The sequence below is a fragment of the Paenibacillus sp. PsM32 genome (assembly GCF_030433815.1).
GTDB lineage: Bacteria > Bacillota > Bacilli > Paenibacillales > Paenibacillaceae > Saccharibacillus > Saccharibacillus kyungheensis.
This window is the reverse complement of record NZ_JARUWY010000001.1, coordinates 858,996-880,259: the sequence shown is the minus strand read 5'-3', so window position 1 is coordinate 880,259 and position 21,264 is coordinate 858,996. Positions and strand designations below refer to the sequence as shown.

General features: G+C 39.7%; 12 protein-coding genes. 6 read left to right on the top strand and 6 right to left on the bottom strand.

Annotated elements, in window-relative coordinates:
• The first annotated feature begins 188 nt into the window (after positions 1-188).
• Entirely contained in the window at positions 189-1,556 is a 1,368-nt protein-coding gene (locus QCD85_RS04040; RefSeq protein ID WP_301261701.1) for a hypothetical protein, read from the top strand.
• A gap of 106 nt (positions 1,557-1,662) precedes the next feature.
• Here the strand turns inward: QCD85_RS04040 and QCD85_RS04035 are convergent, their stop codons facing one another.
• The 5 genes from QCD85_RS04035 to QCD85_RS04015 form a co-directional block, all read right to left on the bottom strand.
• The gene (locus QCD85_RS04035) at positions 1,663-3,468 is read right to left on the bottom strand and encodes an ABC transporter ATP-binding protein (protein ID WP_301261700.1); all 1,806 of its coding nucleotides are present in this window, start codon (positions 3,466-3,468) and stop codon (positions 1,663-1,665) included.
• Positions 3,465-5,204 carry an ABC transporter ATP-binding protein gene (locus QCD85_RS04030; RefSeq protein ID WP_301261699.1) on the bottom strand — a complete coding sequence of 580 codons (1,740 nt, stop codon included), beginning with the start codon at positions 5,202-5,204 and terminating at the stop codon, positions 3,465-3,467. Before QCD85_RS04030 ends, QCD85_RS04035 begins: the two co-directional genes overlap by 4 nt.
• 69 nt (positions 5,205-5,273) lie before the next feature.
• Entirely contained in the window at positions 5,274-6,392 is a 1,119-nt protein-coding gene (locus QCD85_RS04025) for a GNAT family N-acetyltransferase (RefSeq protein WP_301261698.1), read from the bottom strand.
• A gap of 186 nt (positions 6,393-6,578) precedes the next feature.
• Entirely contained in the window at positions 6,579-8,714 is a 2,136-nt protein-coding gene (nasC, locus tag QCD85_RS04020) for an assimilatory nitrate reductase catalytic subunit NasC (protein ID WP_301261697.1), read from the bottom strand.
• Positions 8,674-10,980: an FAD-dependent oxidoreductase gene (locus QCD85_RS04015; protein ID WP_301261696.1), complete on the bottom strand. Its 2,307-nt coding sequence runs from the start codon at positions 10,978-10,980 to the stop codon at positions 8,674-8,676. The genes nasC and QCD85_RS04015 overlap by 41 nt, the downstream gene beginning before the upstream one ends.
• 437 nt (positions 10,981-11,417) lie before the next feature.
• On the opposite strand from QCD85_RS04015, the gene QCD85_RS04010 reads away from it, so the two are divergent.
• Entirely contained in the window at positions 11,418-12,638 is a 1,221-nt protein-coding gene (locus QCD85_RS04010) for a nitrate/nitrite transporter (RefSeq protein ID WP_274172967.1), read from the top strand.
• 147 nt (positions 12,639-12,785) lie between these two features.
• On the opposite strand, the gene QCD85_RS04005 is transcribed toward QCD85_RS04010, so the two are convergent.
• Positions 12,786-14,402, bottom strand: a complete 1,617-nt coding sequence (locus tag QCD85_RS04005; RefSeq protein ID WP_301261695.1) for a methyl-accepting chemotaxis protein — start codon at positions 14,400-14,402, stop codon at positions 12,786-12,788.
• A gap of 312 nt (positions 14,403-14,714) precedes the next feature.
• On the opposite strand from QCD85_RS04005, the gene QCD85_RS04000 reads away from it, so the two are divergent.
• The 4 genes from QCD85_RS04000 (at position 14,715) to QCD85_RS03985 (ending at position 20,802) form a co-directional block, all read left to right on the top strand.
• Complete coding sequence (locus tag QCD85_RS04000; RefSeq protein WP_441005601.1) at positions 14,715-15,929, top strand: aminopeptidase; 1,215 nt, start codon at positions 14,715-14,717, stop codon at positions 15,927-15,929.
• Positions 15,930-16,120: 191 nt separating this feature from the next.
• Entirely contained in the window at positions 16,121-17,203 is a 1,083-nt protein-coding gene (locus QCD85_RS03995; RefSeq protein WP_274170709.1) for a response regulator, read from the top strand.
• Positions 17,204-17,205: 2 nt separating this feature from the next.
• Positions 17,206-19,074 (top strand): cache domain-containing sensor histidine kinase, encoded by a 1,869-nt coding sequence (locus QCD85_RS03990; protein WP_301261693.1) that lies wholly within the window; start codon positions 17,206-17,208, stop codon positions 19,072-19,074.
• A 213-nt stretch (positions 19,075-19,287) separates the two neighbouring features.
• Positions 19,288-20,802 (top strand): ABC transporter substrate-binding protein, encoded by a 1,515-nt coding sequence (locus QCD85_RS03985; protein WP_301261692.1) that lies wholly within the window; start codon positions 19,288-19,290, stop codon positions 20,800-20,802.
• Positions 20,803-21,264: the final 462 nt, after the last annotated feature.

Here is a 21,264-nt window from a genome sequence, read left to right as displayed (position 1 = left end):
AATGTGATTCCATTTTATGGTATTTTTTAAAAATTATAGTTCAAATTACCCTTGCTAACTAAGTTGTTAAACAGTAAATTATTACTATACTAATTTGGATAAATATTACTATTATGTTTCTTTGATGGAAAGAGAATATTTGCCATTCGATCGATATTAAATATCAATATTATGAAGGAGACTGCCTTATGAATATTACACCTAATGCGAGTTACTCTTCGACGGCTAGCCAGAATTCATACTACTACTCCTCACTCTCTGGTGATTCTAATAAATCGACAACAACTAATGGAAAAAATGCAGTATCTACTAATCCTACTTCACCTACTGATAACAATCGAACCGACAAAACACCAGCCGAACAAAAAATAGAAAGCAATAAAGAATACAAAAAAGAACTGCAAAAAAAGGAAACAAGAGATAAAGAATTAGATGAACTTTTTGATAATCAACAGCAACGTAAAGAAGAAATAAATAAGCAAGTACATGAGACATTAACAAACAATGGATTTTATCAACTTGGTGCACAAAATGGGATAGCGCTTACGAAAGAAAATATGGATGAAACGATGAAGAGTTTGTTTAACAAAGGATTTCAAGTGGATTCCAATGAGGAAAAAATGACGCTGACTTCCAAAGTACATCAGATGAAAATGGAAATTAGCAAAAATGCATATGATAAATATGTAGAAGCTGTCTATGGACAATTGAATCCTGTATCAGATCAGATTTCCAAACCAAAAACTGATCCATCTATGATCAAAACAGGTGTATATTCACCGCCAGCTTCTATGGTGAAGCCGATATTGACTCCAGTAGGTACAGCTACAGGTTCGATCCCTTCAACAGTCAATCCATCTGTACCAGGATCTGAAGTAACTAAGCCAGCACCAGAGCCAGTAGCGACAACGCCGACACCAACACCAGTACCAACAAGTACACCAGCACCAGAGCCGGTAGCAACAACGCCGACACCGACACCAGCACCAACAAGTACGCCAGCACCAGAGCCAGTAGCGACAACGCCGACACCAGTGCCAACAAGTACGCCAGCACCAGAGCCAGTAGCAACAACGTCGACACCGACACCAGTGCCAACAAGTACGCCAGCACCAGAGCCAGTAGCGACAACACCGACACCAGTGCCAACAAGTACGCCAGCACCAGAGCCAGTAGCGACAACGCCGACACCAGTACCAACAAGTACACCAACACCAGCACCATCTACAACAAACACGATTAGTACACCGGTGAGCACTACAACAAATTCGACTAGTAACAATACAACAACCAGTTCTACTTCAGTTAATATTCCGGTCACTGTGCCTAACGTTGTTACCGTAAGCACATCTATTCCGGTATCATCAACTTCTACACCAACATCAACAACGTCAGCACCTTTAGTATCAGTGACAAGCCCGTTGTTAACGCCAAAATCTACATCTACTGTTGTTCCAACAACTACAACAGCAACAGCGCCAACAACGACTACAGCTCCGACTACAGCTTCTACAACAAGTACATCTACCAAAAATGTACTTGGACTTCGGAAGTAAGAGGTATTGTATGATAGAATGATGCAAAAATCCCTTTGATGCATACTGGATCAGGTCAATATCGACCATTATCCTGTAGGAGTATGCACCAAAGGGATTTTTTGTTCTACGCTTGAATAACGTGTTGATTGGATTGCCTAGCATGAAGGTATAACTTGGCATAAGTGCCATGATGAGCAATTAACTGAGCATGAGTACCTTGTTCAATAATTTCACCATGTTCCATCACCAGAATACGATCTGCATGCATAATGGTCGAGAGACGATGAGCGATCACAATCGTTGTACGTCCTTCGGATACCGTATCAAGAGCTTGTTGCACCAGTTGTTCGGTATGCGAATCCAGATTAGCGGTAGCTTCATCAAGTATTAATACTTTAGGGCGGAAGACGACGATACGGGCAAATGAAATCAATTGACGTTCACCAGCAGACAATCCGCTTCCTCGCTCTGATAGACGAGTATCGTATTTTTGCGGTAAGCGTGTAATCATCTCATGGGCACCTACAAATCGGCAAGCTTCGATGACTTGCTCATCAGTGATGTTCGGCTGGAACATTCGTACATTGTCGATAATCGAACCGGAAAATAAAAAAGGTTCTTGCTGAATCAGTCCTACAATACGATGAAGTGTTTCTTGGGGCATCTGTCGTAGATCAATATCATCAATAGCGACAGAACCTTGACCGACATCATAGAAACGATTGAGTAGAGCAATCAATGTACTTTTGCCTGCTCCGGTTGTACCTACTACACCGATCATTTCACCGGGTTCAATATGCAGATCCAGATGCGGAATCACTGTCTGATCTGGATTATATCCGAATGAAATATGGTTAAAGTCTACTTTTCCTTTTACTTTGTCTAGATCCACCGTTACGGCTTGATCAGGTGTTGGATCTTGAATCTCTGGTTGAAGTTTGAGAATACGCCAGATTCGATCCATAGAGACAGTGGTAGATTGAAATGTATTCCATTGCATCGTAATCTGATTAATCGGTTGAAAAAATTGACGGATATAACTGATAAAAGCATACAATACACCAACTTCAATCTGTTTGTTAAATACAGCTACGCCTCCAAGCCAGACCATCAAGACCAGAGCAATATTGCCTAAAATATCAAAAGTACGATTGAAAAATACATTTGATTTTAATTGCTCGACATTGGCTTGCCAGTAATCCGCATTGTATTCATTGAATCGTTTTTTCTGTTCTTGTTCCTGATGGAAAATCTGTATTAAGCCCATACCGGATAAGTTCTCTGCTGTAAATCCAACTAATTTGGATAAGCGACTGCGTGTATACTGATAGACCTGTCGCAATTTACCACGAAATAAAATCGCTAGTGTAGCAATAACAGGTAAAGTGATCATCGAATACCACGCTAATGTAGTATCCAGACGGAACATAAAGTAAATAATAAACACAAGCATCATACCATCACGAATCAGACTTAATAATACCTGTGTAAAAAATTGGCTGATCGTTTCAGTATCACTGGATACATTTGTTACCAATCCGCCACTGCTAGAGCGATCAAAAAAGCTCATCGGTAGCTTAGTAATATGAGAGAATAGATCATTACGAATACTGGCGACAATATGTTGACCGACATATTGCAACAGATTGCTTTGTAAATAAGAGAACAGAAAGCTGACTACGGCTAACCCTAGATAAATAGCTGCCATTCCTGTTAAAAAAGGCAATCCATTTTGTCCGGCAGCAATATGATCATCAATCACAATTTTGACCAGATACGGCTGTAATAGATCCGCAGCGATAGCAAGCATCGTTGCAAAGAAAATACCGACAAATGTCCAACGATGAGGACGAGCATAGGCTAAGATTGCACGCAATGCTTCGTAGCGGATAGGCGTACTGGATTTGGTAGTCGATGATAGTTTGCTCATGCGCGCAACCCTTCTTCCTGTAATTGATACAAGGATGAATAGATGCCTTGTTGTTGCAACAATTGTTGATGGGTTCCTTGTTGTACGATCGTACCTTCGTCCAGCACAATAATGAGATCAGCATGTTTTACTGCACTGATCCTATGCGAAATAATCAAGTTCGTATAATCGTTACGTTCACGAATCAGGTTATTTAGTATTCCTGTCTCGGTGACTGCATCGACAGCGCTCATACTATCGTCCAGAATCAAGATGGGCCCTTTTTTCACCAATCCACGTGCAAGACTGGTACGCTGACGTTGACCACCGGATAGAGTAATACCGCGCTCACCTAATTTGGTATCGAATCCTTCTGGAAAATTAGAAATAGGATCATAGATCATCGCCTGACGTGCATGATCTTCTACTTTTTCAAGCGGTGTATCCCGATCACTAAAAGCAATATTGTCACGAATCGTCGTGCTAAATAAAAATCCATCTTGAGGCACATAAGCGATACGTGAGCGTAGACTTTGCAGTGAGATCTGACGAATATCTGTACCGCCTAACCAGACTGTATTTTCAGGTGGATCGTATAGACGAAGTAACAGCTTCACCAACGTGCTTTTGCCAGAACCTGTTTTGCCAACGATCCCGACAGTTTGTCCGGCTTCAATATGCAGATTAATATCAGACAGCGCATAACGTTCACTGCCAGGATAAGCAAATGATAAATGTTTTATTTTGAGATCAGGTGTTGAAGCTAACGGTTGTGCATTAGGATGATCTTCAATATCTGGCTTTTCAGCAAGTAAACGATTTACGCGATCCAGCGAAGCCCCTGAACGTTGCATCATATTGATCACGTTACCAATTTGCTGTAGAGGGCCTGACATAATTCGCAAGTACAACGTTAATGCGATAAAATTACCGATCGTAATCGTACCTTGAATCGTTAAGTACCCTCCATATAATAGCGAAATCACAAGCGATAATGCGCCTAGAAATGGAACAGCCGCTTGAAATAAAGAAGACATGCGAACAAGGTGTAACTGGTTATCACGAATATGATTGACTGTTGTGCCAAAACGCTGACGTGCTGTAGGTTCAATCGCAAATGTCTTGGTCACTCGAATACCACTCAATTGTTCTTCTGCCGATTCAGTCATAACGGCTAATGATTCCTGTACATTTTGCGAACGTTTGCGGATTCGTGGCCCAAAGTAAATGACTAGAAAAGGAATCCCTACCATTGGAATAACACTTACCAGTATCAAATACAATGGAATATGACTGAGTAACATCATTACAATACACGATAAAAACAAAAAAATAGCATTGGTGGTCATCGTGACCCCATTTGAAATCGATTCACGAACAGAATTGACATCATTGGTCATCGAACTTAGTAATTTACCTGTTCCTTGCTTGGAGAAGTAATATTCACTGAGTGTGGAGAACTTGCTAAAAAGACTTTGACGCATTTCAAATTCGAATTTGCGTCCTAATCGCATGACTGTGAATTGCCCTGCACCGAAAAAGAGATTATACATAATCCCGATCACAGCCAGAATTACGCTATATTCAATAATCATTTGATATTGTATTCCACCATTCAGCAGAGCATCTGTAAATTGTCCCAGTACACGGGGGATAGCAGCTTGCCCGATATTAGACAGAATGATCAAACTGACAGCGAGTAAATAATATCGCCAATGCTTTTGGACATAATCAGTTAGAATACTCCGATCTTTCATATTTATATGTTCCTTCTTTCTTAAACGGTATATCTTTTTACAACCCTTGAATTCCGATTGTTAAACAGTTCAGATAAAATATAATCCATACATATAAGGTAAAGGAACAGTCGGGAATGAAAAATCTAGACGGTCTGCAAGCTTAGCATCAGGATCGAATAATAGCGTATACAATTCCGAAACATCTTTCAGTGGATACGAACCAGATGGTGTATGTAGCACGTAATCCTCTTCTAATTGGAACTTTATATCATAAGAAGCTAGAAACGCCTTTACACCTGTTTGCTCTAATAAAAGCTGATCATCCAATACCAGTAAAGTACCACTATTTGGTTCGATCGTTACAGGAACGTCTTCTTCAAGCAGTAAATCGCTCAGCGCTTTATCTTGCCATGGAATACGTACAGTAAGTGAAGACAGGGCATAATGAGTCATAGCCTCTACACATAAATGCTGAATAACCTCAGGATCACCACCGTACTCAATAACACTACCGATTGGCTCAGCAGACGAATCTTCAGCGTATGGTATAGAAAGGGCTACAAATCCGACCACTTGATGATCGGCATTTTCGGCTACTTGAATCTGTTGTTGCTGTTTGTTGATATTAGCGATGGGTTGAGAAGCGATAAATTGTTGAAGATCTCCAAGTCCCCACTGAATATGAGCATATTGATTTTGGATATGATGAGCTATAGCAAAAATATCCTGTGGTAATAGATCCCGATATGTGAGATGTGTATTGTCATCATGCAATGTTTTGGCGATATCTGAAGATAATTTAAACGTACTGACTTGTCCAAAGGGTACACTGCCTGCTCGTGTATATAATGAACGATCTCCTGAAATAAATAACACAGAAGCTCCTGCTGAACGTGCATGTTGTCTACATAATTCTAATAGCTGTCCTGCCAATCCTTGTCCCCGATAATCAGGATGTGTACATACTGCGCCGATTGAATACGCTGATATAGTAAATGTGCCTGATTGAACTTGTACCGGAACCATTCCCATAAAAGAAACCAGTGTACCTTCCGGTGTAAAAGCACCGTACGAATGACTAATACCTGCTTGAAAAAGAGCAGGAAAAGAAGATTCCATATATCGATCTCCATCTGCGCAAAATACATCTTCGGCTAATAAAGCAGCTTGTTTCAGTTCATCGGTAAGCACACGTCTAATTTGCATATGTAGTCCTCCTATTGAGAATAATAAAGTCAAATGTAAAATCATCTGCAACCTATCAAGTATCGTTGAATAGTTCTAGCATACATTAGTTATAGAGCAAATACGATGGTTCATAAGGGCAAGATTAGATGTACATATGCAAAAATCTCTAAACCTGAATGTATCAGATTTAGAGAAGGTTAGCGTTTATAGATAATGTAGTGAAGCAGAAGAAGTTGTTGCTAATGACGAGTGCATCGTCGCAGGTCGAATACGTACAGCAGATACTTTGAAGCCGGGCATTTTACAATAAGCATCCAGTGTAGGATCAGTAGCTTGATTTACATTTTGCTCACCGCCCCAATGCATCGGGACAAATATCGTATCGGTACGAATATGATCTTTGATCCTACAACGAATCGTAAATGAACCGCGAGCAGAAGTGACTTCGACCCAATCGTTATCTTCAATATGATACTGCTTAGCAGTCTGAGAATGAATTTCCATAAAGTTCTCTGGTTCACGAGCAGTAAGTGTAGCACTGCGACGAGTCTGTACACCTGTTAAATAATGAGCAAGCACACGTCCATTGGTCATAATCAGTGGATAAGCAGAAGAAATGGTATCTTTGATCGCTACATTTGTAATGGAAGTAAATACCGCACGACCATCAGGATGGGCGAAAGACTGTTCAAACATCGTCGGCACACCCGCATGATCGATAGATGGACAAGGCCAGTAGATGCCTTCTTCGTTGCGTAACCGATCATATGTAATCCCATAATAATCAGCTAATCCGCCGCGACTAGCGATCCGCAATTCGTTGAAAATATCTTCTGCCTGTGCAAAATCAAATCCAGTTTTTTTGCCAAGAGCTTGTGCTAATTCACATAGAATCTGCCAATCGTGTTTACTTTCATATGGAATCGGACGGGCTGCTTCTCGCAATAATACTCGGCCTTCCAGATTGGTCAATGTGCCTGTATTTTCTAAATAAGCTGTGACTGGCAGAACAACATCAGCTAATTGCGCGGTCTCAGACAAAAATAGATCTGCAACAATAAGCATGTCTAACTTTTCCAATCCGGCACGCACTAGAGGGATATTTGGATTAGATACGACAGGATTAGAACCCATAACGAATAACGTGGAGATTTGTTGTTGATCAATCAGTTCCATCATTTCATAAGCAGACACGCCTTTATCTGGTAAATCTTCGGGATCGATATTCCAGATCGAAGAGATATACGCACGATCTGCTAGATTTTCGATTGAGCGATAGCCGGGTAATTGATCTGCTTTTTGCCCGTGTTCGCGTCCACCTTGTCCGTTGCCCTGTCCGGTTACTGCTCCATATCCACAACCGGCTCTGCCAATTTTACCAGTAGCTAATACCAGATTAAGAAAATAGCGTACAGCCAAATGTCCATCGGTCTGCTGTTCAACGCCACGAGCAGTAAAAATAATACCTGTACTTGCCTGACTGTACACCTGAGCGGCTTGATAGATTAATTCAACAGGAATACCACAGATAACGGCTGATTGTTCGATATCGATATCATGAACAAGCTCAGCTAATTGCTCGTATCCATTGGTTCGTTGCTCAATAAAGTCGTGATCGATCCAATCTTGATCTAACATAATCTTGAGTATCGTATTGGCTAACAAAGCATCGGTGCCCGGACGAATCTGTAAATGAATATCTGCGATTGCCGCAGTAGCGGTAACTCTAGGATCAATGACTATGATCTGAGCGCCATTTTGTTTGGCTTGATTCAAATAAGGCATCAATGTAGGCTGACATTCTGCAATATTAGTGCCAGCCAGAATAATACATTTAGCTAATGGAATATCAGATAACTGACAGGTGAGTCCGCGATCAATTCCGAATGTTTTACTTCCAGCAGACGCCGCGGCTGACATACAAAAGCGCCCATTATAATCAATATACTTGGTACCGATAGCGACTCGTGCAAATTTGCCCAATAAATAAGCGGTCTCATTTGTGAGCGAACCGCCGCCATAGATGCCGATAGAGTCACGCCCTGATTGATCAATAGATTGTTGTAGATGTTCTGCGATATAATCAGTAACTTCTTGCCACGAAGCACGTACAAGCTTTCCATGACGACGAAGTAAAGGATATTTCAAGCGTTCGCGATTAAATACATGTTGATGAGCGTTCATACCTTTGATACATAGACGACCTTGTGAAGCCGCATTTGGTGTACCTTCTGCCTGATAAGTCACGAGAGGTAGAGTAGGGTGCAACGTTGAAGATTCAGAAGAATGAAGAGTAATTTTACATTGTACGCTGCAAAAAGGACATTGCGTCTGCATCATAAGTTTTGCCTCCTTTACGATCTCGATCATAAGCATCTGCTATCGCATTGTTGTAAAATAAAGATAATACCTGTTCCCGCAAAGGCAATACTTCTGTCCGTTGTACCCACTTCCATATCGGTTCACTGTAATATGCTTGATAACGATACAATTCCAGACACAGATAGATTAGATATAGCGCGTCTGGCAAATGATCTACTGTAGTCAACAGATGCGCTTCTTGAATACGATCTGTAGCACATCCTCCAATATAAATTTCCCAACCAGCCGGTGAATATAATATGCCGATATCTTGCACACGAACACTAATAGGAGAATAGATATTCTGAGCTACAGCTATACGTGTAGGATAAGGTAATATCAGATGTTGTACTGTAGATTGCCATTGCTGTATCTGCTCGATCACATTTGACCCATCTACAGTATGAAGATGGTCAGGATACCCTGCTAGCCATTCACGATCTGACAATATCTGTAGATGAGGTAACAGATTTGCATGATCTATTGCCAAAGAACTGTCTAAATACAATTGTAGATAATAACGAATTGCTGTGATACAGGTGTCACAACCATCATGCTCTGATTGATCGGAGATAGACAAATCGTCTACATGAAAGCTATCTGCATCTTGGATATCGAGAGGACTGTATGCAATAGGTGTATCAGTAGATGACAATTGAGTTAGCACTTCTGTAACTGTTCTCCATGAATGTTGTTGAATTTGTTGCTTTAGAGCCGTATGTGTTAAAGATATTGATGAACAGACAGGGATATGATCAGGATGTGTAACAAGCGAAGCATGGAGAGGAGTATCGAGAGTATGATCTTGATCTTCCTCGATGGTGCCGGATAAGCTATAACGAACAAGCGCTTCAACGATCGGGCGACAACCTCCACATGAGCCGGATGCTTGGGTATGTTGCTGAACTTCGTCTGCGGTCTGTAATCCATGTGTCTGTATAGATTGCAAAATGGTCGCTTTGGTAACTGCATTACAAGCGCAAACGGTGGAAGTATGTTCTAGTTTGGCGGCGGCGATATCTGTAGGATTGTTTATTGGTTTGGCACTTGAAGTATCTACCGCTTGTAACTGCTGAAGATAAGAATGGGCAGAAGTGCCTTGCTTGATCATTTCTAATAATGAAATGCCTTCTGTGGTATCTCCGTATAAAATAGCACCTGTAATTCTATCTCCAACAGCACTCACTTTTTTGTACGTTTTGCGTACACCATCATATTGCTGTACGATTTGCTGACAATCAGAAGCATTTGTATCGCCTACTGAAAATACCGATACACCGGATATTTTTAACTGTGAATAAGGAATCGAGCCTTGATAAGGTAAAGGATTTTGCTGACAAAGATGCTGTGCAAGCACTTTGCCTTGTTCGTAAAGTGGAGCCACCAGACCGTATGTAATACCTTGATGTTCTGCACATTCTCCCACCGCATAGATGCCCTCTATACTGGTCTGCATATAATCATTCACAACAATTCCACGCTGAACATGCAATCCTGCATACTCTGCTAGACGAATATGAGGTCGTATCCCCACAGCGAATACTACAAGATCAACTGCTAATTTGGCTCCACTTGCAAAACGTAACCCTTGAGCACGAGTAGCGCCTGTAATGCGAGTCGTATTCTCATTGAGATGAAAGGTCATTCCTTGTTGTTCTAGTTCTTGTTGTAACAATTGCGCAGATAGTAGATCTAACTGACGGTTCATCAAGTAAGGTGCATTATGAATCACATGAGTGTCCATTCCCAAATGAAGCAGACCACGAGCCGCTTCCAGTCCGAGCAATCCTCCGCCGATAACAGCCGCCTGTTGATAATGCTGAGCATATCTTTTCATCTGCTCGCAATCTTCTACAGTACGAAAAGAAATCACTCCTTTTTTATCCGCACCTTGAATAGGAGGAATAAAAGGAATCGAACCGGTAGCAAAAATCAGGATATCATAGGTGTGTTGTAGACCTGAAGCAGTAGTTAATATTCGAGTATCTGGATCAACATGAGTTACTGTTTCTGTCGTATATAATTGGATCTGTTGCTGTTCATACCATGACCAATCATGCAAAATAATATGTTCAAATGTATGTTCACCTTGTAACATTTTAGATAGCAAAATGCGGTTATAATTTGGATGCTTTTCTGTACCAAAAATCGTAATCTCAAATGTATCGGGTGCTAACTTTAGGATCTCTTCGACACAGCGTACACCTGCCATGCCGTTACCGATAACGACTAATTGTTGTCGCATAACAAGTTCCTCCTTTGGTGTTATTTCAAAGGTGCATCGTCATTTACACAGAAAAAGCCCTTCTCCGTATTCTGGAAAAGGGCATCATTGCCGTTACGTAATCACACTCCATTGTGTGAAATCTTATCAATAACATTAATAGATGATGCTTTTAATGTCAATATAATTAACATAAAATAAAAATATTTAGAATTTGAGTTAATTATATTGACATATGAGTCTGTCGTTCATATAATTTGAATCAAATTCATATTTGTGATGGCAACCAACTGCACAACAATATCATACATTTATAAGATGGCACACAATGACGTGTACCATTTCCTAACGGCAATGAAGCCGCAACTTGTCCCGAATGTAATATACGGGCAAATTGCGGCTTTTTATTATAACTATAGACAAAAATAAACCAACTATGGAGAGGATGATACACAATGATGGACAAAAAAAGTTTTTGGCAAAGCGGGCATAAGCCTACATTACTCGGTTCTTTTTTATACTTTGATATCAGCTTTATGATCTGGGGGATGATTGGACCACTTAGTGTCATTATTGCACTGGATTATCCTATGGACCCTGTACAAAAAGCACAACTGGTTGCTTTACCTGTATTAGGCGGTTCAATTTTGCGATTGGTGTTAGGGTTCTTATCTGATTATATAGGGCCCAAGTTAACCGCGCAGATTGGCATGATTCTTACTCTAATTCCTCTACTGTTGGGCTGGCAATGGGTACAATCGTTAGAGCAATTATATGTGGTGGCCATCTTGCTAGGTATTGCAGGAGCATCTTTTGCGGCGGCTTTGCCACTTGCAGGACAATGGTATCCCAAAGAACATCAAGGTCTAGCGATGGGGATTGCAGGAGCAGGCAATAGCGGAACTGTAATAGCGACTTTATTTGCGAATCGGTTAGCTCAACATTTTGGTAGCTGGGAAATTGTATTTGGAATAGCGATGATTCCGATTATTCTGGTATTTATTTTCTTTACGATTTTTGCCAAAAATAGCCCTAATCGTCCTGAACCTAAAAAGTTATCGCAATATGCTACCGTACTTAAACAAAGAGATGCTTGGGTATTCTGTGCATTTTATTGTGTGACATTTGGCGGGTTTGTAGGGCTTGCCAATTACTTAACGATTTTCTTTAATACTCAATATGGATTAACAGCAGTACAAGCCGCGGATATTGCTACCATCTGTGTTATTGCAGGAAGCTTTTTCCGTCCAGTCGGTGGATTTCTGGCAGACCGTATTGGGGGAACCAAAATGTTAATGTATCTATACTCGGGCGCAGGAATTATGTTGGCATGTGTTTCCTTTTTGCCACCACTTCCGGTTGTTGTAAGCTTGCTGTTCGTTGGAATGATGTGTCTGGGAGCAGGGAACGGATCGGTATTCCAATTAGTACCGCAACGATTTGGTAATGAGATTGGATTAATGACAGGGATTGTAGGTGCAGCCGGCGGATTGGGCGGATACGCGTTACCGCTTATTCTAGGCAATCTGTACAAAGCTACAGGTTCTTATACGATTGGATTTATTATGTTAAGCATTATTGTATTATGTTGCTTGAGCTTGCTTGTTGTGATGCAAATGAAATGGCGGACAAGCTGGTTAAGTCATAGTGTGACCAAAACAGCACGTCAAGCCAGTTAACAAGCCAGCTAACGATAATGATATTTTTGATACAGGTTAAGCAATAATCTATACTATCTTCTCAGCGGTTCTCAAATATTCAAAAAGCACGATCATATGACTTGATAAAAGAGTCGCAGATCGTGCTTTTTGTTGTGTACAGTTATATTAACTTACAGCAGGTACAGTACGGTTTGAAGAAGAAGAGAATGAATCTTGTGTATAATCAGCAGATAAATTAGCAGCCACAGGCTCAAGATCGTGAACCAGTTGACCCAATTTATCGCTCATTTGATTGAGAAGATCTGCTTCTTCATTAACCAGACGTGTTTTTTCTAATTGCTGTTGAACAGTATGATTTACCGTTTCATGACTTTTCATCGAATCTTGAATAATATGGGTGACATAGCTCATAGATTGACTGATTTTTTCAGCAGAACCATTAAGAGACTGTGCCTGACTGGACATATGTGCGATCTGAAGACTGGTTTCTTCTGTGGCTGTCAAAATAACTCCGAATGTTGAATGTGTCTGTGTAGCTGTTTGTAAAGTATCTTGCATTTTAGCGGCTCCACGTTCAGACGATTCAATAGCAGAAGCAGTCGACAAGCTAAATTGTGCAATAATACCTGAGATCATTTTAAGAGCAGAGCTAGTCTCCAGAGATAACTTTTTGACTTCTTGAGCAACAACAGCGAAGCTTTGTCCATGTTGTCCGGCACGAGCCGCTTCAATAGAAGCATTTAATGCGAGCAAATTGGTCTGTTCAGCCAAATTAGCAATAATATCGACAAAGCGAGCGATTTCGTAAGATTGATCAGACATTGCATGAATACCTGAAGCCATATCGTCTACATCGACTTGTAATGAAGACACTTGATCGGTTATTTGAGTCAGAGATTGTTGCCCTAATTGCGCACGTTCAAGTGTAATCGTAGAAGATTGATGTAATTGTTCCAGAGAAGCGGCTATTTGATAGATAGCATCGGCGACTTGTGTGAGCTGTTGTTCACTCACCTGTTGCGAAGGTAACAATTCATCGCTTGCTTGTGTACGTAATAGTTGAACAGCATCAGCAATATGTTCAGATAATGAGACCAACGATTGTGAATGAAGTCGTAACGATCCAGCAGATTGTTCCATATATTTTTCAGTATGCTGTAAATTAATTAACGATTGCTGGTTACGTACGGAAGCTTCGTCATTTTGGGATTGTAACGCTTGAGTGGTATTCTTTTTGGCAACAATAATCAGGATAGCGGCTCCACTTGTTAATAACAAAAAGATAGCATGGATCAGAAGTAACGAAAAAGAATAAGCATGTTCGCCACACAGCAGTTCAGGGAATAAGAAAAAGCCAGCTAAATGATGAAAAGCAAAAATAGCAGTACTGAGTAAAACCAAAGCGATCGAATCATAAAAAGCGACAAAAGCAACTACCATAAAAACAGAAAAGTGATATTCAACCAATCCATTACCTGCTGCGATCAAGCCAATACTGCCTAAAGTAAGTACCAACGTATTGATGACAGGAAGATAAGCATGATCTGACCGACTACGAAATAGCGAAGCTGACCATATTAAAAGGATAAGTGGAACCGCTAACAAAATATAGCGAAAAATAGTGATATGTTCCATCGAAGAATGACTCATTGCAGAGTGATCCATACCTGCCATACGATCCACAGGGATAAGATGAGTGTATTGATGTAGAGCAAATACAATAAAAGATAAAAGAACAGTGATCAAACATAACATATTCATAACTTTATTTTTCGCGTACATGTGTGGGGCTCCTCTAAATTCAGATAAGATGGGTAATCGAAAGATCAATTAGGTGAAAATAGTGTGGTTTGTAATGATAAAGAGTATAATAGATAGCGTTGATTCAAGATGAAAGGATCATGCTTGCTAAGTAGCTAAGTAATATATCGTCTATTTCAACACATTTTGTAACATTTAAACATGAAGAATTAATTAAGATTTAATTATATTGAGCACAAAATAATTGTTTTAATTGATTCTGGCATTACTTGTTCGTAACTTTACTCAAAATAGATCACATAAGGGGCGAAGAAATTGAGCGAATTCAAATTGATGTTAGAAAAATATGCAGAACTTGTAGTCAAAGTCGGTGTAAATATTCAACCTGGTCAAGTACTGATTGTACAAGCACCACTAGAAACAGTAGATTTGACCCGTCTTATTGTAGGCAAAGCTTATGAAGCAGGAGCTAAATATGTACAGGTCGATTGGGATGATGAACAGATAACTCGTATTCGTTATGAAAAAGCGACCGATGATTCGTTTGGCTATTATCCACAATGGCATGCTGATATGTTGGAAAAATTTGCAGAAGAAGGCGGAGCGATTTTACATATCAAAGTGCCTGATCCTGAATTATTTAAAGGCATTGACTCGTGGAAAGTGTCTACAGCTGTCAAAGCCGCGGCTATAGCTCGCGAAAATTATCAAGGGTATACCCGTAATAGCCGGATTAGCTGGTCATTAGTCAAAGCACCAACCAAAGCATGGGCAAATAAAGTATTTGCTGATTTGCCAGAAGAAGAACGTGTACCTGCGATGTGGGAAGCGGTATTCCAGATGAATCGTGTAGGTTCAGATAATCCGGTAGCTGCTTGGAGAGAACATATCGATCATTTGAAAAAAAGACAGGATCTTCTGAATAACAAACGATACAAAAGTTTTCATTATCGCGCCCCGGGAACCGATCTGCACGTCCAATTACCAGAAGGTCATCTATGGCGTGGGGGCGGTGGAGAAAATGAAAAAGGGGTGTACTTTGTAGCGAATATGCCGACCGAAGAAGTATATAGCATGCCTCACCGTACAGGCGTAAATGGAACAGTGAGAAGTACATTACCGCTGAACTTGAACGGTCGTCTGGTGGAAGGAATCGAACTTACATTTAAAGATGGCAAAGTTGTAGATTATCAAGCAACATCTGGACGTGAACATTTAACGTCATTGTTAGAAACAGATGAAGGGGCTTCTTATTTAGGAGAAATTGCCCTCGTGCCATATGATTCACCTATTTCGCATTTAAAACGTGTTTTTTACAATACAGGCATAGATGAAAATGCTTCTTGTCACTTCGCTCTTGGTAGTGCGTATCCGACCAATCTTGAAGGCGGTACACAAATGACCAAAGAAGAATTGAAAGCTAAAGGTGCAAATGTAAGCTTAACTCACGTAGATTTTATGGTTGGTTCAGATCAACTGGATATTGATGGAGAATTGGAAGATGGAACGGTAGAACCTGTATTCCGTCAAGGAAATTGGGCTTTTTAAGCCCTTTTTCTTTTTCTTTTTTTTAGAATACCTAATTTTGGTAACGCTATCATTTTGAAAAGGTAAAATATGAAAATAAATAAATGAGAATAACATGTAAGAAGACTTGTCATGAAGTAAAGAATAACGGTAAGATAAGCATAATAACTCACGACACAATTTCACAATTTTCGACAGAGGGTGGCTGGATCATGAAAGTATTACTTGTTGATGATGATGTCATAGTATCCCGCGGACTTCGCAATATTATTCCATGGCAGGAATTAGGAGCCGAAGTGATTGGAGAAGCACGTAATGGCAAAGATGCGTTGGAGATTGCACTGCGTCTACATCCTGATCTAATCATTACCGATATCAAAATGCCTATTATGGATGGTCTTGAATTATGTTGTCGTATTCGTGAATTGATGACAGATACAGCGATCGTATTACTTAGTGCTCATGAAGAATTCGATTATGCTCGTCAAGCGATGCAATACGGTGTCGATACGTATATCGTCAAGCCGATGGCACGTAAAGAAATCAGTCAATTAACCACGTATATTCAAGAAGTCTCTCGTCGTAAAAATGAAAAGCTTCATCATTATTCTTCGCTTTTTAACCGTCAGCTTGAAATCAATTGTTATGAAGCGCTCAAAACAGGCAATAGGCTTTTTTTCGAAGAGCTATTTGAACACGAGTTAGCTTTATCGACAGCCAATGCTAATGAGATCAAAGAATTATGTATGCGTCTACTTACTATTTTGTTTGATTTTTATCAAGGTGTAGGTGGGGATCGAGCGTCTACATTGTTGCAATCCAAATCTGCCCGTCTGGATGATCTGTTCAGTCTCAAGACCCGTCATGAAGCGATTGCTTTTACGTATGATCTATTCCGTCAGGTGAATGAACTGGCAACAGAGAAAAAGGAAGATCGCCAACATTCGTTAGTACAGTATGTGAAGCAATATGTGCATGATAATATTTATAATGTGAATCTATCCCTTGCTGATATTGCTTATCATATGGAGCGTTCGCCTGCGTATCTAAGTGCTGTATTTAGCCAGAATACCGGGGTGAAATTAAATGTATATATCACGCAGAAGCGTATTGATCAAGCCAGACAATTGTTACTTGATCCGTCACTGCCGATCTATAGCATTTCAGAGAAATTAGGATTTCAAGATCCGCATTACTTTGCTCGTGTATTCAAAAAAGTCGAAAGTATTACACCTTCAGAATACCGTAACTTGTATCTGAACCATAGTGTACGCGCGGATGCTGAGGTGAAATAATATTGTTCAAAAACAAATCGATTTCGTTGATTCCCAAAGCGAGTATAAAAGTGAAAATTGCTGTTCTTTTTATTGTGCTGATTACTTTATCGGCGCTGTTGTCTAATGGAATACTGTACTTTGTATTTATGAACATTATGCGAGAGCAGTTGCTGGAAGATCAGCAGAATATTATGCTTCAAAGTCGTAGTAATGTGCAAAATGTAGAGAATAGCATCGATCAGGCGACTTATTATTTTTCGACAGACAAAACGATAGCCGATATTCTGAACAAAACTACATTTGACGATATTGAAAGTTATCGGGATCTTAATACGATCAATCAGCAGTTTATTAAATATCTGGATGTGCCACTAAGCAATGTAGTCAGCACGTATTCGGCTACCTTTTTTGTCAAAAATACATTTCCAGTTGCTGCTGAATTGCCTACTATTCAATTGGAACAATTAAATAAATTGCCCGGTGGTACAGGATCAAATCGCTTTTTTAATTCCAATGAAGCGGAAAATGAAGAATGGTTCAAGCGAACAGTCGAATTAAGTGGAACATTGAATATCTTTTATGCGGATCAAAATCGTGATCGTGTCTATTTTGCCAAGCAAGTTCGTAATCCTTTAATTCTGAATACGACGAATGAAATGGGCGTTATAGTTATTGCGATTGATACGGCTGAATTTGGCAAGCAGATCGAAGCCTCAAGGCTGACGCAGGGAACGCAATTATTGTTAGCGGATCAGAATAATCAAGTGTTATATAGTAACAATCCTGCGCTCAAAGGAGTAGATATTAGTCATACACCCGACTTAGCTCCTGTATTACAATATACCGATATTGGTGGAACCAGTGATCTGAAGTACAACCATACACAGTATATTGCCGATACGTATCCTTTAAAATGGGGCTGGAATCTGATTGCTCTTATTCCATACAGTGATATTACAGATCGCTTGTCGATTATTTTCGATATTATCGTTGGAATTACCGTCGCAGTGATTGTAGCAGGAATCAGCTTTACGTTATTATTGTCCAACAGCATAGCCAAGCCGGTGATTACATTAGCCAATGTGATGAGAAATATAAAAGACGGTTCGACGATGGATGTATTTATCGAACCACCAGAGCAAGATGAAGTCGGAGTATTGTATCGTCAGTTCAACAATCTAATGAAACGTATCAACGGATTGGTAGACGATGTGATCGAAAGCGGTGAACGAGAACGACAAGCAGAAATGAAAGCTTTGCAAGCGCAGATTAATCCTCATTTTATCTACAATACACTGGATTCGATCAATTGGATGGCACTTAGTAAAAATGAAGAAGACATTGTCACTATGGTATCGTCACTGGCTCATATTTTGAGATACAGTATCAAGCAACCCAATGAACAAGTGCCGTTACGACAAGAGATTGAACATGTACAGAATTACGTTAATATTCAATCGCTTCGTTATGGAGATAACTTTGACATTAGCTATGATATCGAACCTGAATTATACGATTATCTGTTGCCTAAATTTATTATTCAGCCGTTGATTGAAAATGCGATTTTGCATGGAACTGAACAGATTGCCGATCATGGCAACATTGTATTGCGTGCCTATACCGATGGAATTGTAGTACGAATTATTGTAGAAGATAACGGACCAGGAGCAGATACCGAATTATTAAATGATTATTTGGATCGCGAGCAAGAAGTATTACACAGTTCAGATGGAATTGGAATTAGTAATATTCATCAACGAATTAAGTTACATTATGCAGATGAGATGTTTGGTTTACGGTTTTATTATACAGATAGTGTAATGAAATCTGTCATCACTATTCCGTATAAAGTAAGTAAGAGAACGCTTACCGAAAAAATATCCACCTAATCTAAAGAAAATACGGTACACCTTTGTGACAGCCTGACGGATAATAAGGATACAAAGTCTAAGCCATTCCAAAAGATACAATCTACGGAGTGGCTAAAGAATAATCTCTGTACACTATCATTAGAAAATAGTACATATTATTCTTTAAACAACGCGTAGAAAATACTAATTTGTCGGTAAAGATGAATCATGAACGAAAAAGGGGATGGGTCTATGTTACGTAAACCAAAAGCATGGTCTTTAAGTCTAGCTGTTATTATGATGTTGTCTATTGTGTTGTCTGCATGTGGCGGTTCCAAAGAAAGTAACGGAACCACAGCCGATGGTCAGCTCGCTCCAGTCGAATTGGTCTTTTATAACTATGCAACACCGATGAAAGGTCAAGATCGAGTTATGGAGAAAGTAAACGAATACTTGAAGAAAAAAATCAATGCTACGATCAAAGTAGTTACGATGGAAGGCAGTGACTTTGAAACCAAAGTACCTGTGATGTTGGCTTCAGGTCAGCCAATGGATATCGTGTTTACCAGTTCATGGACAAATAACTACTTATCCAATGTCTCCAAGCAAGCATTTACACCATTAACTTCATTACTTGATCAATACGGACAAGATTTGAAAAAGACAGTGCCTGATACGCTTTGGAAAGGGATGACAGTCAACAAAGAGTTGTACGCTGTACCGATCTACAAAGAAATTGGTCATCAGGTAGGCGTGTTGTTCCGTAAAGACTTGGTGGATAAATACAAATTAAATGTAGCAGGCATTCAATCATGGAAAGATATGGAGCCTATTTTAAAAACGTTGCATGAAAAAGATCCAAGTATTCTAGCATTAGATGGAACCGAAGGAATGTATCGCTCATTCCCTGTACAACATATGTCAGGTGACTGGAATTTGCCGGGAATTATCAATGTAGGCGACAAACCTTATTATGCACGTTCTGACGATAAAATTTTCAACCAATACGATACACCTGAATTTAAAGAGTTCGTACAAACAGCATACAAATGGAATCAAGCAGGCTACACGCCTAAAGATGTCGATTACCAAAGTGAAAATGATTGGAAAGCAGGTAAAGTATTTGCCGGTTCTCTACTATACGCACCGAATTATGTATACAAACGTAGCGCTCAATTAGGCTATGAACTGGATTATCAAAATCTTGGCAAAGGGGTAGTAGAAACAAGTGATGTACAAGGTGGAGCTTATGCAATCCCACGTTCATCCAAAAATCCAGAACGTGCGATGATGTTCTTGAACTTGTTATACACTGACCCAACTTTAGCTAACTTATTTGTACATGGAATCGAAGGACAAGATTATACCAAAGTAGACGATCAATTTATCAAACCTGCTGAAGGTGTAGACGCTGCAAATCCTGATTATGACTACGGTTATGGTTGGATGTGGGGAAATGTGAATATATTCTACTATGATCAATCGTATCCTAAAGATACATTAGAACAATTCAAAAAATTCGAAGACAACAATACCCCTGCTCCGGCACTAGGATTTAACTTTGATACTACACCGGTACAGACCGAGATTGCTGCAATCAATAATGTGATTAGCGAATACTACAAGCCACTTGTCACCGGAACCGTCAATCCAGATGAATATTTACCTAAATTTATTCAGAAATTAAAAGACGCTGGTGTAGACAACATGCTCGCTGAAATGCAAACTCAATACGACACATGGAAATCCCAACAAACCGGTTCCTAATTTCCAAAAGCACCATCAGCAATTCCATATCAACACCAAAGGACGGAACCCCAATTCCGTCCTTTTCTTTTTAAACAAATCAAATAATAAACAAATTCATACAGGTATCCCACCTCAAGAACAGAAGTAATTACTATAGCCCATTTTTTTCAAAAAACTAAAACCTAAAATATCAAAAAAAATCAAACTACCAATACACTAACCAATAAAAATAAAAACGTTCACCCAAACCAAAACAATTAAAAAAATAAAACAAACCTAAAATGAACTCTAAATCAAAACATCAAACCAAAACTCATATTTCCCTATCATCACTACTATTCTATCTTTACCATGTCCCTACACTGCCCACCCAAGTTGCTAGAAATAAACGTGAGAAATTCGCACCTAGCACAGAGCGGAGGGGGAAGAGAGGCTATGAAAGAGCGAAGCGCTCGCCTTTGTAAAGAAATCCCTACCGCT